The 13,771-nt window shown below is 38.1% G+C and carries 15 protein-coding genes; 7 read left to right on the top strand and 8 right to left on the bottom strand.

Annotation, left to right across the window (positions count from 1 at the left end; translation table 11 throughout):
• Nucleotides 1-3: 3 nt before the first annotated feature.
• The 7 genes from rseP to rimO all read right to left on the bottom strand — a co-directional run bounded on the left by rseP (nucleotide 4) and on the right by rimO (nucleotide 6,902).
• Nucleotides 4-1,359, bottom strand: coding sequence for an RIP metalloprotease RseP (gene rseP / locus ACG59Z_RS00095; protein ID WP_311070718.1), 1,356 nt, complete (start codon nucleotides 1,357-1,359; stop codon nucleotides 4-6).
• 1 nt (nucleotide 1,360) lies between these two features.
• Entirely contained in the window at nucleotides 1,361-2,557 is a 1,197-nt protein-coding gene (ispC, locus tag ACG59Z_RS00100) for a 1-deoxy-D-xylulose-5-phosphate reductoisomerase (RefSeq protein ID WP_311070716.1), read from the bottom strand.
• Complete coding sequence (locus tag ACG59Z_RS00105; RefSeq protein WP_304400411.1) at nucleotides 2,558-3,382, bottom strand: phosphatidate cytidylyltransferase; 825 nt, start codon at nucleotides 3,380-3,382, stop codon at nucleotides 2,558-2,560.
• Entirely contained in the window at nucleotides 3,382-4,134 is a 753-nt protein-coding gene (gene uppS, locus ACG59Z_RS00110) for a polyprenyl diphosphate synthase (protein WP_304400410.1), read from the bottom strand. Before uppS ends, ACG59Z_RS00105 begins: the two co-directional genes overlap by 1 nt.
• A 4-nt stretch (nucleotides 4,135-4,138) precedes the next feature.
• The gene (gene frr / locus ACG59Z_RS00115) at nucleotides 4,139-4,693 is read right to left on the bottom strand and encodes a ribosome recycling factor (RefSeq protein WP_002049637.1); all 555 of its coding nucleotides are present in this window, start codon (nucleotides 4,691-4,693) and stop codon (nucleotides 4,139-4,141) included.
• Nucleotides 4,694-4,778: 85 nt separating this feature from the next.
• The gene (gene pyrH, locus ACG59Z_RS00120) at nucleotides 4,779-5,507 is read right to left on the bottom strand and encodes a UMP kinase (RefSeq protein WP_000852257.1); all 729 of its coding nucleotides are present in this window, start codon (nucleotides 5,505-5,507) and stop codon (nucleotides 4,779-4,781) included.
• Nucleotides 5,508-5,558: 51 nt separating this feature from the next.
• Nucleotides 5,559-6,902, bottom strand: coding sequence for a 30S ribosomal protein S12 methylthiotransferase RimO (rimO, locus tag ACG59Z_RS00125; protein WP_000856678.1), 1,344 nt, complete (start codon nucleotides 6,900-6,902; stop codon nucleotides 5,559-5,561).
• 32 nt (nucleotides 6,903-6,934) lie between these two features.
• Here rimO and ACG59Z_RS00130 point away from each other — a divergent pair, with 32 nt between their 5' ends.
• From ACG59Z_RS00130 to ACG59Z_RS00155, 6 genes are all read left to right on the top strand, one after another.
• Nucleotides 6,935-7,120 (top strand): hypothetical protein, encoded by a 186-nt coding sequence (locus ACG59Z_RS00130; RefSeq protein ID WP_263613898.1) that lies wholly within the window; start codon nucleotides 6,935-6,937, stop codon nucleotides 7,118-7,120.
• 123 nt (nucleotides 7,121-7,243) lie between these two features.
• Nucleotides 7,244-8,353: a nitrogen regulation protein NR(II) gene (gene glnL, locus ACG59Z_RS00135; protein ID WP_304400409.1), complete on the top strand. Its 1,110-nt coding sequence runs from the start codon at nucleotides 7,244-7,246 to the stop codon at nucleotides 8,351-8,353.
• Complete coding sequence (gene glnG / locus ACG59Z_RS00140) at nucleotides 8,340-9,833, top strand: nitrogen regulation protein NR(I) (protein WP_396478933.1); 1,494 nt, start codon at nucleotides 8,340-8,342, stop codon at nucleotides 9,831-9,833. The genes glnL and glnG overlap by 14 nt, the downstream gene beginning before the upstream one ends.
• A gap of 277 nt (nucleotides 9,834-10,110) precedes the next feature.
• Nucleotides 10,111-10,764 carry a TetR/AcrR family transcriptional regulator gene (locus ACG59Z_RS00145; RefSeq protein ID WP_174735374.1) on the top strand — a complete coding sequence of 218 codons (654 nt, stop codon included), beginning with the start codon at nucleotides 10,111-10,113 and terminating at the stop codon, nucleotides 10,762-10,764.
• Between the two features lie 113 nt (nucleotides 10,765-10,877).
• A complete protein-coding gene (argF, locus tag ACG59Z_RS00150; protein WP_002049620.1) occupies nucleotides 10,878-11,798 on the top strand; it encodes an ornithine carbamoyltransferase in 921 nt (306 codons plus the stop codon).
• Between the two features lie 191 nt (nucleotides 11,799-11,989).
• The gene (locus tag ACG59Z_RS00155; RefSeq protein ID WP_400197290.1) at nucleotides 11,990-12,514 is read left to right on the top strand and encodes a protein tyrosine phosphatase family protein; all 525 of its coding nucleotides are present in this window, start codon (nucleotides 11,990-11,992) and stop codon (nucleotides 12,512-12,514) included.
• On the opposite strand, the gene ispF is transcribed toward ACG59Z_RS00155, so the two are convergent.
• On the bottom strand, nucleotides 12,511-12,993 hold the full coding sequence (ispF, locus tag ACG59Z_RS00160; protein ID WP_400197292.1) for a 2-C-methyl-D-erythritol 2,4-cyclodiphosphate synthase: 483 nt from the start codon (nucleotides 12,991-12,993) through the stop codon (nucleotides 12,511-12,513). The genes ACG59Z_RS00155 and ispF overlap by 4 nt on opposite strands.
• Nucleotides 12,994-13,093: 100 nt before the next feature.
• Between ispF and ACG59Z_RS00165 the strand changes: the two genes are divergently transcribed.
• A complete protein-coding gene (locus tag ACG59Z_RS00165; protein ID WP_348888124.1) occupies nucleotides 13,094-13,738 on the top strand; it encodes a hypothetical protein in 645 nt (214 codons plus the stop codon).
• Nucleotides 13,739-13,771: the final 33 nt, after the last annotated feature.

Genomic DNA, 13,771 nt, shown 5'->3' on the forward strand with positions numbered 1-13,771 from the left:
CGTTTACAAACGCATAAAGTCATTAAATAAAGCTAAAAGCATCATACTACCGAGCAGTACCATACCAATTTTTAGACCAAACATTTGTATTTGTTCAGAAACAGGTTTCCCTCGAATAGCTTCAATAATGTAATACACTAGATGGCCACCATCTAACATTGGAATTGGTAATAAGTTTAAAATTCCAAGACTTACACTCATTAAAGCCATAAAGGAGATAAAAGTTTCCCATCCCATTTCTGCACTTTGTCCAGCTACTTTTGCAATGGTAATTGGCCCAGAAAGATTTTCTAATCCAATTAATCCTTTAACCATTTTCACTATCGAATTCAAAATCATGCTAGAGATTTGGCCAGTTTTATCAAGTGCCATTTCAAAAGCTTGTATTGGAGTATATTGAATTGTTTGCTTATATTCGTCAGGAATTGTAATTTTTCCAGCATCACTTTTTACACCAAGAACACCATTGACTTGTCCCATATTATCCCGCTTCCCTTGCGGCATAACTTGTAAATGTACCAACTGCTCATGACGTAAAACGTCAATATTAAGTAGTTTTTCTGGAGAACGCTGAACGACTTCAACTACATCAAACCAATCTTTCATAGGTTGACTATCAATCGCAACAATACGATCACCTACTTTCATACCTTGACGAATTGCTGCACCATCTTCGGTTAATTCTGTTACAACAGCAGGAATGATAGGACGATAAGGCAAGAAACCTAATAATTCCAGTGCAGAATCATTCTGGTTTTTTAAAAAATCTTTAATTGGTAATACAAAATTTTTCTCGGTACCTGCACGATCAACATCGATATTTACAGTACCTGTTTCACCCACACGATCAATTAAAGCAAAATTTAGCTTTTCCCAAGTTGCGGTCTCTTTTCCATCAACTGCAATAATTTTATCGCCTACATGTAACTGGGCAGCAGCAGCTGGAGAATTTGGAATAATTTTGCCAATTTTAGTATTTAATTGTTGTTGTGCGGGTAAAAATAAAACCCAAAAAAGAAGCACAGCAAAAATTAAGTTAATTAACGGCCCTGCAGCAACAATAGCTATACGCTTCCATGGTTTTTGACGGTTAAAAGCATATGGTAGATCTTCTTCTGCGACATTACCTTCTCGCTCGTCTAACATTTTAACGTAGCCACCCAAAGGTAGAGCAGAAAGCTGATACTGAATACCTGACTTTCTAGATGTCCATTTCAGTAAGGTTGGGCCAAAACCAATTGAATAAATTAAAACTTTAACCCCAAGCTTTCGCGCGACCCAATAATGACCAAACTCATGAATTGCTATTAAAGGACCAAGTAAAAGAGCTGCTGCTGCAATCATAAAAAGCGCATTCATTTCAGCCTCCAATACTTGATATATATTTCTGAGCTATAGACCGAGCCACTTTATCTTTATCTAAAATGCACTCAATGCTCTCAGCCGCTGCATTCTCTAAATCTTGCAAAGTATGCTCTACCACTTGTGGAATATGTGTAAATCCAATCCTTTCCTTTAAGAATGCTTCAACAGCAATTTCATTTGCCGCATTCAAAATGGTAGGTGCCAAACCACCTGCACGCATTGCTTGTCTTGCCAAATTCAATGCAGGAAATTTTTGGGTATCTGGCGCCTGAAAATTAAGTTGAGAATACTCAAATAAATCTAAAGCAGGAACGCTTGTTTGTAAACGCTCAGGCCATGCTAATGCATGTGCAATCGGCGTACACATATCAGGATTACCCATTTGTGCTAATGTTGAACCATCAACATACTGCACCATAGAGTGAATAATACTTTGTGGATGAACAACAACTGTAACAAAATGTTCAGATATTGAAAATAAATGACACGCTTCTATCAACTCCAACCCTTTATTCATAAGAGTAGCTGAGTCAACTGAAATTTTTTGCCCCATTGACCAGTTTGGATGTTTACATGCCTGTTGGGGTGTTACATGTTCCAACTGTTCTAGAGAATGATTTAAAAAGGGACCACCAGATGCGGTTAGCAGTATTTTGGATACGCCTAATTGCGGTTGCCCAGTTCTATCGACTTGTAAATAGTTATGAGGTAATGACTGGAAAATAGCATTATGTTCTGAATCTACTGGCAATAATAATGCCTGATGATCAAGAGCAGCTTGCATCATGATTTCACCAGACATAACTAATGCTTCTTTATTTGCAAGCAATACTCGTTTACCTGCTTTAACAGCTGCCAAAGTAGGCAATAAACCAGCTGCACCTACAATTGCAGCCATCACAACATCAACATCTGCATGTGATGCAATATCAACCAAACCATCTTGTCCAACTAAAATATCAATACCCTGTATATTTTGTTGAACAAATGATGTTTTTAGTTCAGCTATTTTGTTTTCAGGAACAACAACAACTTTAGGGCGGAACTGTTTGCAGATTTCAACAAGTTCAGGAATTCGACTATGCGCCGAAACTGCAAAGACTGAATACTTATCTGGATGTTGACTTAAAATTTTTAAGGTACTTTGCCCAATAGAACCGGTTACACCCAATATGCAAACAGATTGTGTCATCTATAAATCTACACCAATAAGCTTTAATATATACATTCCCGTTGCAAAAATCGGGGCTGCTGCGAGTAAAGAATCAATACGGTCCAGTACACCACCATGACCTGGCAAAACACGGCCAGAATCTTTAATACCAGCACGGCGTTTAATCATTGATTCAAATAAATCACCTAATACTGAACCAAATACTGTGATTAAAGACAAGATCAGGAATAAAAGTTGTTGAACCCAAGTTAGATTTAAATATTGATATTGCACTACAAGCATGACAATAACTGTAGTGAGAATACCACCATATAAACCTTCTACTGATTTGTTAGGACTTACTGTAGGTGCCAATTTTCTTTTACCGAATTTACGACCTACAAAGTAAGCTCCACTATCTGCACCCCATACAAGCAAGAACAAATACATCAACCACCATGGTGAGCTTTGCCATACTACAAATATCGCAGTCACTGCTGCACAGATAAGAATTAAACCAATGACATAAAGGGTCGCGTTATACCACCCATCAAATTCAGGAAAAGACTTAACCCAATAAACACTAACGAGCCAAGTTAAAATTGAAGCAGACCATAGCAGTAATGCAATGTCATGAAAGAATAAGGCAACGCCTGAAACAAAGGCAACTAGTAGACCATAACCCCATGCTTTAGGCTTTACTACGGCGCCAGCTTCATGAGGCATTAACTTATACCACTCATACCCCGCCACCGCTGCTGCTACAATCATAAGTACCAACATTGGATAATGTGATTGCGTAGCAAACATACAGCCCAAAACAACTGCAACAAGTACCAATGCGGTAACAATCCGCTCTAACATTATAAATTCTCGATTTTCTCTTGCTGAATTTGTTCAGATGTTTTACCGAAACGACGTTCACGCCCTGAAAATACATTCAATGCATGATCGAATTCCTCGACTGTAAATTCCGGCCACAAAGTATCGGTAAAATACAGTTCCGCATAAGCTGCTTGCCATAACAAGAAGTTAGATATACGGAAATCTCCACCTGTACGGATCAACAAGTCCACAGCTGGCAGATCGTTTAGACTGACATATTTTTCGAACAAATCAACATTTATTTGATCAGCGTCAATTTCACCACGTGAAACTGCTTGAGCAACTTGTTTAGCTGCATTTGCAATATCCCACATACCACCATAGCTAATCGCAATAGTTAATGTCATGGCGTCATGATGTACTGTTTGTTGCTCTGCATCTTCCATTAAGGCAACTAAATGTGAAGGTAATCTAGAACGATCCCCTATAAAACGCAAAGCAATATTGAATTTCTTCATGCGAGGTATTTGCTCATGAATGGTTTCTTCAAGAAGTTTCATAAGCAGATCGACTTCATATTGTGGTCGATTCCAATTTTCACTCGAAAATGCAAAAACAGTTAAAGCACGGACGCTAGTTTTTATACAATGTTCAACAATAGGGTCAAGAATATTTTTACCCTCTCGATGCCCATCACCTTTTTGCATTTGGTTTTTCTTTGCAAAGCGGTTGTTGCCATCCATGATGATGGCAACATGCTTAGGAAGATGATACTCTTCTGATTCGGTCATAAAATTAGACCTTCATCAATTCTGCTTCTTTCGCTGCAAGACGCTTATCTACTTCTGCAACATATTTATCAGTGATTTTCTGGATATCATCACCTGCACGACGCTCATCATCTTCAGAGATTTCTTTCTCTTTTAACAATGCTTTGATATCACCTAAAACATCACGACGAATGTTACGAATCGCAACTTTTGCATTTTCAGCTTCGCTACGTGCAACTTTCTGCATATCACGACGTGTTTCTTCAGTTAAAGCTGGTAAAGGCACACGAATTGAATCGGCAGTAATTGGGTTTAAACCTAAATCACTTTCACGAATAGCTTTATCAATTGCAGATACCATTGTACGCTCAAACGGTTGAACGATAAGCGTACGAGAATCCTCAACACCAACGTTCGCTACTTGGTTTAAAGGCACATCAGAACCATAGTAAGGAACCATTACCCCATTTAAAATTGATGGGTGTGCACGGCCGGTACGAACTTTAGCAAACCCTTGTTCCAAAGACTCAAGAGTTTTCATCATACGCTGTTCGCTGTCTTTTTTCAGATCGTTAATCATATGATCTTCCTTACTTATTTATTCAAGGATGTATATAACAAATTTAATTTAGCGCTAGTATAAAGAGCTTTGCAGCACACGTACATTACTTAGTAACGCGTGTACCCTCTTTTTCACCCATTACAACTGATAAAAGCGCACCAGATTTATTCATATCAAATACTTGCAATGGCACATTATGGTCACGGCATAAACAAATTGCTGTTAAATCCATAACACCTAACTTCTCATCCAACACCTGATCAAATGTTAAATGATCGTATTTCACCGCATCTTCGTATTTGCTTGGATCTTTATTATAAACACCGTCTACTTTGGTTGCTTTCAAAATTAAATTTGCTTCAATTTCAATACCACGTAAACATGCTGCTGTATCAGTTGTAAAGAATGGATTTCCTGTTCCCGCAACGAAAACACATACTTCGCCTTGGCTTAAATGGCGAATTGCATCACGACTTGAATATGACTCTACAACAGTACCAATTGGTAGTGCAGACATAAGACGAGTTCTGATGTTACGGCGCACCAATGCATCACGCATTGCCAAACCATTCATGACAGTTGCAAGCATCCCCATTTGGTCACCTGTTACACGGCCAACCAAACCATCTTTTTGTAACTGGCTACCACGATATAAGTTACCGCCACCCACAACGATACCTACTTGCACACCCAAGCCCACCAAATGCGCAATAGAAAGTGACATTTGATCTAAAACTTGAGCATCAATACCCATATCTTTATTACCTGATAAAGCTTCACCAGATAATTTTAATAAAATTCGTGAATAACGGGGGCTGATTGTTTCCGCCATGATTTTGCTCCAAGACCTCTTAAACTGAATGCTTTTTGAATCGTGATTCGATTAGACCGATTTAATTTTAATTAACTTTGCAAATAAGTCGTATTCATCCGCATCGGTAATTTCGACTTCCAACATATCGCCTGGTTGAATCGTGCTCTTATCGATATCTTCTACAAAGACATTACCGTCAATTTCCGGAGCATCGGCATAAGAACGTGCAACAGCAACAGGATATTCATCTTCCAAACTATCGACTAATACAGTCATCGTTTGACCAATACGTTTTTGTAATTTGGCAGCAGATATTTGCTGCTGCACTTGCATAAAGCGCTCGTAACGCTCTTGCTTAATTTCTTCTGGCACATGATCTGGTAAATCATTTGCCGTAGCGCCTTCTACTGGTGAATAGGTAAAGCAGCCTACACGATCAAGTTGAGCTTCAACTAACCAATCTAGCAAAATCTGGAAGTCTTCTTCAGTTTCACCTGGAAAACCAACCACAAAAGTAGAACGGATTACAAGATCAGGGCATTTTTCACGCCATAATTTAATTTTTTCTAAAGTATTTTCACTATGTGCCGGACGTTTCATTAATTTAAGAACGCGTGGGCTTGCATGCTGGAATGGAATATCGAGGTATGGCAAGATTTTACCTTGAGCCATTAAATCGATCACTGCATCAACATGTGGGTATGGATATACATAATGTAGACGAACCCAAATACCAAGCTGACCAAGTGCTTCACACATATCAAAGAATTTAGTTTTTACAGGTTGGCCATTCCAGAAGTCCAGCTTATATTTAGTATCTACACCATAAGCTGAAGTATCTTGTGAAATAACCAAAATTTCTTTCACACCTGCGCGTTTTAATGCAGCCGCTTCTTCTAATACGCTACCAACTGGACGTGATACTAAATCACCACGCATGCTCGGGATAATACAGAAGGTACAACGGTGGTTACAGCCTTCAGATATTTTTAAATAAGCATAATGTTTAGGTGTTAAACGGATACCTTGCTCAGGAACAAGATCAATAAACGGATTATGTTTAGGCGGCGCTGGCACATATTCATGTACAGCTTCCATAACGTCCTGGTAAGCTGCTGCCCCAGTAACTTTTAAAACATTAGGGTGCATTTGACGAATTTTATCTTCGTCTTTACCCAAACAACCTGTAACAATAACTCGGCCATTTTCACTCATGGCTTCGCCAATTGCATCTAACGATTCTTGTACTGCAGATTCAATAAAACCACAGGTATTAACAACAACTAAATCAGCACCATCATAATCTGATGCAACTTGATAACCTTCAGTCTTTAACTGAGTTAAAATTCGTTCAGAATCTACCAATGCCTTAGGACAACCTAAAGAAACAAAACCGACTTTGGGGGTCTTCATGAATCTGCGCTCCACTTGAATGCGCGTATTGTATGTCTTTTCTCGTCTCAAGCATAGGTGGAAACCCCACTCTTTGTGTAATGCACCAAAATACAACCAATATTTGCACCAAAACTCAATATTGCACCAAGTTGGAACATGGTATTATTAGCAAGCAGGCTGCTATTTTTGACCAAAAGATATTAAGAACGATTTTAGAGCGCTTTAAATACGCTTAAAACCTTAAAATAATCCATAAACAAAGTTGGCGTATATTTTGCATCATTCATGTTCTATAACGGTGAAAACCGAGAACCAATGAAGATGCCATTGCGCCATTTTAAGACAGGAACGATTCGCTAATGGATCAACACACACCTATCGACTATCGCCTTTTGGTAGACAATTTAACTACTGCGATTTTATTAATCGATAGTAACTTTAATATTTTTTATTTGAATTCAGCTTGTGAAGCACTTTTTGACATTAGTTTGCTTCGCGCTTCTGGACAACCGGTTTTAAATTTACTTCATGCACCTGATGATACTTTTAATACGCATGAAGCTTTGCTCAATACTCTAAAAACAGGACAACCTTATACACGTCGTGAAGCTGTCATTAATGTCAACTTTAAAGACTTACATGTTGATTATACGGTCTCACAGTTAAATGCAGGTAAAAGCTACCACCCGCTCTTACTTATTGAGCTAAATCCTATTGATCGCATGTTGAAAATTTCTAAAGAAGAAAACCTGATTCAACAGCATCAAGTGGCTCGACAGTTAGTTCGAGGGGTTGCTCACGAAATTAAAAATCCTCTTGCTGGAATACGCGGTGCAACCCAGCTACTTGCTCGGAGCTTAAATGACGAGAGCTATGCGGAATTTACAGATGTCATTATTAACGAGGTAGACCGTCTTACCAATTTGGCTGACACCATGTTGGGTTCAAGACAACTGCCAAGTTATGAGAACGTAAATGTACATGAACCTTTAGAACGTGTACGTTCTTTAATCGCAAATCAAACCAAGAAAAAAATTAAAATTACGCGCGACTATGATTTGTCTTTGCCAGATGTAAAAGCCGATCGAGATCAACTCATTCAAGTCATGCTCAATATTAGTGTGAATGCAATTCAAGCGATTACAGAGAATAAATCATTTTTTACAGATCAAGAGCCTGAATTAATTTTACGTACCCGTATTCAACGTCTAGTCACCATTAATGGTGTGCTCAACCGCTCTGCTGTAAGAGTCGATATTGAGGACAATGGACCGGGTATTCCCGAAAGCATTTTAGAATCTGTGTTTTATCCTTTGGTTACAGGACGAGCAAAAGGTACAGGGCTTGGCCTGAGTATTGCACAGAACATCATGCATCAACATAACGGAATGATTGAATGCCAATCAGTTCCTGGAAAAACAATGTTTAGCTTATATTTACCTTGGGAGTCAGACCGTGTCGCGAAATAAAATATGGGTTATTGATGACGATCGCGCCATGCGATGGGTACTTGAAAAGACCTTTAAAGAAGAAGGATTTGACGTCACCAATTTTGAAGAAGCTCAAACAGCACTCGAACGTTTACATCATGATGCGCCCGATGTCATCTTAACTGACATCCGTATGCCAGGTATTGATGGATTAACTTTCTTATCTAAAGTCAAAAACTCTCATCCCGACTTGCCTGTGATCATTATGACAGCGCATTCGGACTTAGAGTCTGCTGTATCTAGCTATCAAACTGGTGCATTTGAGTATTTACCAAAACCGTTTGATATTGATGAAGCTTTAGCATTAGTCAATCGTGCGATTTTGCATATTAATAAATTGCAGCAGCAAGAGGCTACAAAAACTGCTTCTCCGCTACAATCGACAGAAATTATTGGTGAATCTCCTGCTATGCAAGAGGTTTTCCGAGCAATTGGCCGTTTATCGCAATCGCACATTACCGTTTTAATTAATGGTGAGTCAGGAACAGGTAAAGAACTCGTTGCGCATGCGTTACATAAGCATTCACCACGCCGCGCTAAGCCTTTTATTGCATTAAACATGGCAGCAATTCCTAAAGATTTAATCGAAACGGAATTATTTGGTCATGAAAAAGGTGCTTTTACCGGCGCTAACACTCAACATCAAGGTCGTTTTGAACAAGCAAATGGCGGAACTCTCTTCCTTGATGAAATTGGTGATATGCCTTTTGAAACACAGACTCGTTTACTACGTGTACTTGCTGATGGCGAGTTTTACCGAGTTGGTGGGCATATCCCTGTTAAAGTTGATGTCCGAATTGTGGCTGCGACACACCAAGATTTAGAAAAATTGGTGAATGAAGGGCGCTTCCGTGAAGACTTATATCATCGCTTAAATGTAATTCGTATTCATATTCCTAAGCTTGCGCATCGCAGTGAAGATATACCGATGTTGGCTCAACACTTCTTGGCTCGTGCTGGTAAAGAGTTAGGCGTAAGTCCAAAGATTTTACGTACCGAAACAACTGACTATATGCAGCAACTACCATGGCCTGGTAATGTTCGTCAGCTTGAAAATACTTGTCGTTGGCTAACCGTCATGATCACTGGTCGTGAGGTTTACCCAGAAGATTTACCTTCTGAACTCAAACAAGTTCCACTCCAAAAAAATAGTGATGCTAGCCAACCAGCACCATCTTTTGAGCGTATTTCGCTACATCATTGGGATGAATTGCTAAACCAATGGGCGATTCAAAAGCTTAAGAATGGTGAAATGAAGATTTTGGATATTGCTACGCCGATGTTTGAGCGTACTTTAATTAACGCAGCACTACAGCAAACTCGTGGACGCAAACGTCATGCAGCCGAGCTATTAGGTTGGGGACGTAACACCCTAACCCGAAAGTTAAAAGAACTAGGAATGGATTCTGCTGATGACGATGATGAGGACGAACACAAAGCGACTTTGTCAGAAGCCTAACAGCAAAGCAATAATCAAAAAGCGGCTAATTTATTTTAGCCGCTTTTTCTTTATCTCGATTTATATCGAAAAGATATGGTTAAACTAAAATGTGAACATACAGTTACATCATTAGAAATCTCAAAAATCAAACATAACCATTTATATTTTAATATATTTTTTCATTCTTACATTTACTTTACTGTTTACCCGATGACCTAAAAATATAGCGATGACCATCGTTAAAGATAGTTTTGCTATACTAGATAAGCAGTCTTAATCGTCGTTATTAAATTTTATGCATGATCCAGTCCTCGAGTCACATCATCCTATATGTGATAAACCTCAAACACGCCGTGGTATCGAACGTCGTTTAGCACTATTGTTAAGCGCAACCGAGCTGTTTTTGGAAAAAGGATATGATGCTGTTTCTTTAGATGACATCGTCAACCATGCAGGCGGCTCCAAGGCCTCTATTTATAAATATTTTGGTAATAAAGAAGGACTTTTTACCGCTATTTGTGACTATAAACGTGAAATGTTCTTTAAAGATGTTTGTATTCCATTTCAGCCAGAGAAAAGCACTTTAAGAGAGTACTTAGTTCAAACACTTAATCGTGTTTATGTTCACATTATTCAACCTGAACATATTGCTTTTTTAAGACTTATTATCGAACAGACCGAATGTAATACGGTCCTCATACAATACCTATATGACAAATGGGTACATAATCTACAAAACACACTTACTCAAGCATTAGAATTTGCGGATAAATCAGGAGAAATTACATGTCCTTCTCCTTATCATTCTTCACTCATGTATTTTGGGATTTTACGCGATATTGAATGGCGTATGATTATGGGCATGCCTGCCCTACCAAATGAGAAAGAAGCTTTTGATTATATTGAATATTGTGTAGATATTTTTTTAAAAGGCCACCATAAAGTCTAATTCTTTTGCATTTTGAAATGCTTATAGTATAGTAGACTTCTTTTTTCCCACATCCACCCAGCCAACAACAGATAATTGTTGTATTTAAAAGACAATTATTATGGAGTAGCTACATGGCTTTAAGACATTTCCTGACTTTACGTGATCTATCTACATTAGAACTCAACCGCGTCTTACAGCGCGCAAGCGAACTAAAAAAAATGCAACAGAGCAATAAGGTATATCAACCTTTTGTTGGTAAAGTATTGGGAATGATTTTTGAAAAATCGAGTACACGTACTCGTATTTCTTTTGAAGCCGGTATTAATCAATTTGGTGGTAGTGCTATCTTTTTATCGCCTCGTGATACACAGCTAGGCCGTGGTGAACCAATTGAAGACTCAGCACGCGTCATTTCAAGTATGCTTGATATTGTGATGATTCGTACTTTTGGTCATGACATTGTTGAACGTTTTGCATCTTACTCAAAAGTTCCTGTCATTAACGGTCTGACCGATGACCACCACCCTTGTCAGCTACTCGCAGATTTACAAACTTATATTGAACATCGTGGCAGCATTGAAGGTAAAACTGTGGCCTGGATTGGTGATGGCAATAATATGTGTAACTCATATATTGAAGCTGCACATTTAATGGGTTTTAAATTAAAAATTGCTTCGCCAAAGGGTTTTGAGCCTAAACCTGAATTTTTAGCAGAGTTTGGACATTGTGTTGAGCTTTTTGATAATGCTGAAGATGCGGCTGTAAATGCTGACCTTATCGTTACAGATGTATGGGCAAGCATGGGGCAAGAAGAAGAACAGAAATTACGTAAGAATGCATTTGCAGCTTTTCAAGTCAATGAGAAACTCATGAGTCTTGCGCATCCTGATTGTTTGTTTATGCATTGTTTGCCAGCACATCGCGGTGAAGAAATTTCAGAAACCATGCTTGATCATAAAAACTCAGTTGTATGGGATGAAGCTGAAAACCGTCTACATGCACAAAAAGCTTTAATGGAATTTTTATTGAATGAAAATTTAAAAAAAGCTTAATCTCGATAAAAAAACAGCATCTTTAAGGTGCTGTTTTTTTATTTCTATAAAACTCTTATTTTTCTTGTTTATTTTTTTAAAATTTTTCACGATGTTGCTGAATATATAAACAGTCTATATTTCAACTACACTCTAGAATCGTGTATAACATTCTACACAATAAGCCAAGCCTACTCTTGTAGAGTGCGATTATGACAACCCTTGAAGAATCACTATCTCAGATCCCTGCATTTTCAATTATTCATGAACATTTATTTAGTTCAGCACAACCTTCCGTTGAACAGCTCAAACTGATTAGAGAGTATGGCTGTAGTACCGTTATCAATTTAGCTTTGACAAACTCACCGAATTGTATTGAAAATGAAGATCAGGTTTGTCTTGAGCATGGTTTAAATTACATTCATATTCCAATTGACTGGGAAACACCCTCTTCTGACCAATGCTTATTGGTTTTAGATTTAATTGATCATTTAGTTCAAAATGAAATTGTTTGGGTACATTGTGCCAAAAATAAACGCGTAAGTTGTCTCATGTACGTATACAGACAATTTTATATGAATATGGACATGCCAACTTCTCAAGATTTACTGCACGAGATATGGGAACCCAATGAAACTTGGACTGGACTGATCCATAGTATTACCTTACAGCTACAAGGCCGTAAGGCTACCTTAGAACTTCAACAGTCTTTGCAACAAACTGATGATTTAGTTTAATGAGATATTAATACCGTCGCTGTTGCTAAAATTCCTTCTTGGCGGCCTGTAAATCCGAGCTTTTCGGTAGTGGTCGCTTTGATACTAATTTGATTTAAATCTACATTCAAAACATCCGCAATGCTTTGTCGCATCTCTAAATTATGTTTCGCTAGTTTAGGACGTTCACAAGCTACTGTAATATCGGCATTATTCAAATGATAACCACGATCTAAGATTAACTGATAAACGTGTTTTAACAGTACACGGCTATCCGCTCCTTTAAACTCTGGATCGGTATCTGGAAAATGCTGACCAATATCGCCAAGTGCCAATGCCCCGAGTAAAGCATCACATAGCGCATGTAACACGACATCGCCATCCGAATGTGCTTTCAAGCCATGCGTATGTGGAATCTGAACGCCAGCTAAAGTTACGAAGTTACCCTCTTCAAAAGCATGCACATCCATTCCTTGTCCAATACGAATTTGAGCAACCATATCAACTCCTCCCTTCTATAAAAACTTAAGAAATCTTGTATTCAGCTGTTGTGTTTCGCTATAGTACACTTAGCAAAGTAGACTGAAAGTATAAGCGATCATGCCGTCGAATACTGATATGAATCAATTGAAAAGATTAAGTTTTGTCGTGACATTGAGTTGTTTATGCTCATCGCTTGTTTTTGCGGAATCTATCGACTGCTCTAAATCCAAAACAGAGCTCAAAATCTGTTCAAAAACCTTTAGTGAAGCACGTAAGCAACTTAACAATAAATATCTGTCTGCATACCTAGTCACAGATGCACCATTAAAACTTTTACAAGATACACAGACTTTGTGGTTTAGACATACACAACAATGTAAAACCAATTCATGTTTTCAACAGCAGTTTGATGTACGTGGGGATGATTTAAATTTTTATGCATCACTTAAGCAGACCCTAACGCAGCATTATCTTAAATTTGAAAATGGACATATTGCAGCCCAACCTGTTCATTTACAAATACATCAACTTGCTAAAGATAAAATCAAAATTGAAGGCTTAGCATACCGTAATCCCAATAACCGAAAAGATGCTCAAACTATTTCATTAATGGCTTACAGCTCTCCTGAGCAGAAAAGTGAAATTTTAGATAATGAGCATCACTGTAAATACAAGTTTGATTTTCAAAAGGCGTTACTTATTGTAAAAACTCAACAAAAAGGCTGCGAACGATTTACGGGTGTTTATCGACTATATGATTAATTGATATAAAACGAAAAAGCCAGTGCATCTACA

Origin of the sequence: Acinetobacter sp. ABJ_C1_1, assembly GCF_044684115.1 — a bacterium.
GTDB lineage: Bacteria > Pseudomonadota > Gammaproteobacteria > Pseudomonadales > Moraxellaceae > Acinetobacter > Acinetobacter nosocomialis_A.

What these genes read in the sequence shown, in the direction of transcription:
- rseP (WP_311070718.1), bottom strand. Translation starts at nt 1,359, where the DNA reads ATGAATGCGCTTTTTATGATTGCAGCAGCAGCTCTTTTACTTGGTCCT.
- ispC (WP_311070716.1), bottom strand. Translation starts at nt 2,557, where the DNA reads ATGACACAATCTGTTTGCATATTGGGTGTAACCGGTTCTATTGGGCAA.
- ACG59Z_RS00105 (WP_304400411.1), bottom strand. Translation starts at nt 3,382, where the DNA reads ATGTTAGAGCGGATTGTTACCGCATTGGTACTTGTTGCAGTTGTTTTG.
- uppS (WP_304400410.1), bottom strand. Translation starts at nt 4,134, where the DNA reads ATGACCGAATCAGAAGAGTATCATCTTCCTAAGCATGTTGCCATCATC.
- frr (WP_002049637.1), bottom strand. Translation starts at nt 4,693, where the DNA reads ATGATTAACGATCTGAAAAAAGACAGCGAACAGCGTATGATGAAAACT.
- pyrH (WP_000852257.1), bottom strand. Translation starts at nt 5,507, where the DNA reads ATGGCGGAAACAATCAGCCCCCGTTATTCACGAATTTTATTAAAATTA.
- rimO (WP_000856678.1), bottom strand. Translation starts at nt 6,902, where the DNA reads ATGAAGACCCCCAAAGTCGGTTTTGTTTCTTTAGGTTGTCCTAAGGCA.
- ACG59Z_RS00130 (WP_263613898.1), top strand. Translation starts at nt 6,935, where the DNA reads ATGTCTTTTCTCGTCTCAAGCATAGGTGGAAACCCCACTCTTTGTGTA.
- glnL (WP_304400409.1), top strand. Translation starts at nt 7,244, where the DNA reads ATGGATCAACACACACCTATCGACTATCGCCTTTTGGTAGACAATTTA.
- ACG59Z_RS00145 (WP_174735374.1), top strand. Translation starts at nt 10,111, where the DNA reads ATGCATGATCCAGTCCTCGAGTCACATCATCCTATATGTGATAAACCT.
- argF (WP_002049620.1), top strand. Translation starts at nt 10,878, where the DNA reads ATGGCTTTAAGACATTTCCTGACTTTACGTGATCTATCTACATTAGAA.
- ACG59Z_RS00155 (WP_400197290.1), top strand. Translation starts at nt 11,990, where the DNA reads ATGACAACCCTTGAAGAATCACTATCTCAGATCCCTGCATTTTCAATT.
- ispF (WP_400197292.1), bottom strand. Translation starts at nt 12,993, where the DNA reads ATGGTTGCTCAAATTCGTATTGGACAAGGAATGGATGTGCATGCTTTT.
- ACG59Z_RS00165 (WP_348888124.1), top strand. Translation starts at nt 13,094, where the DNA reads ATGCCGTCGAATACTGATATGAATCAATTGAAAAGATTAAGTTTTGTC.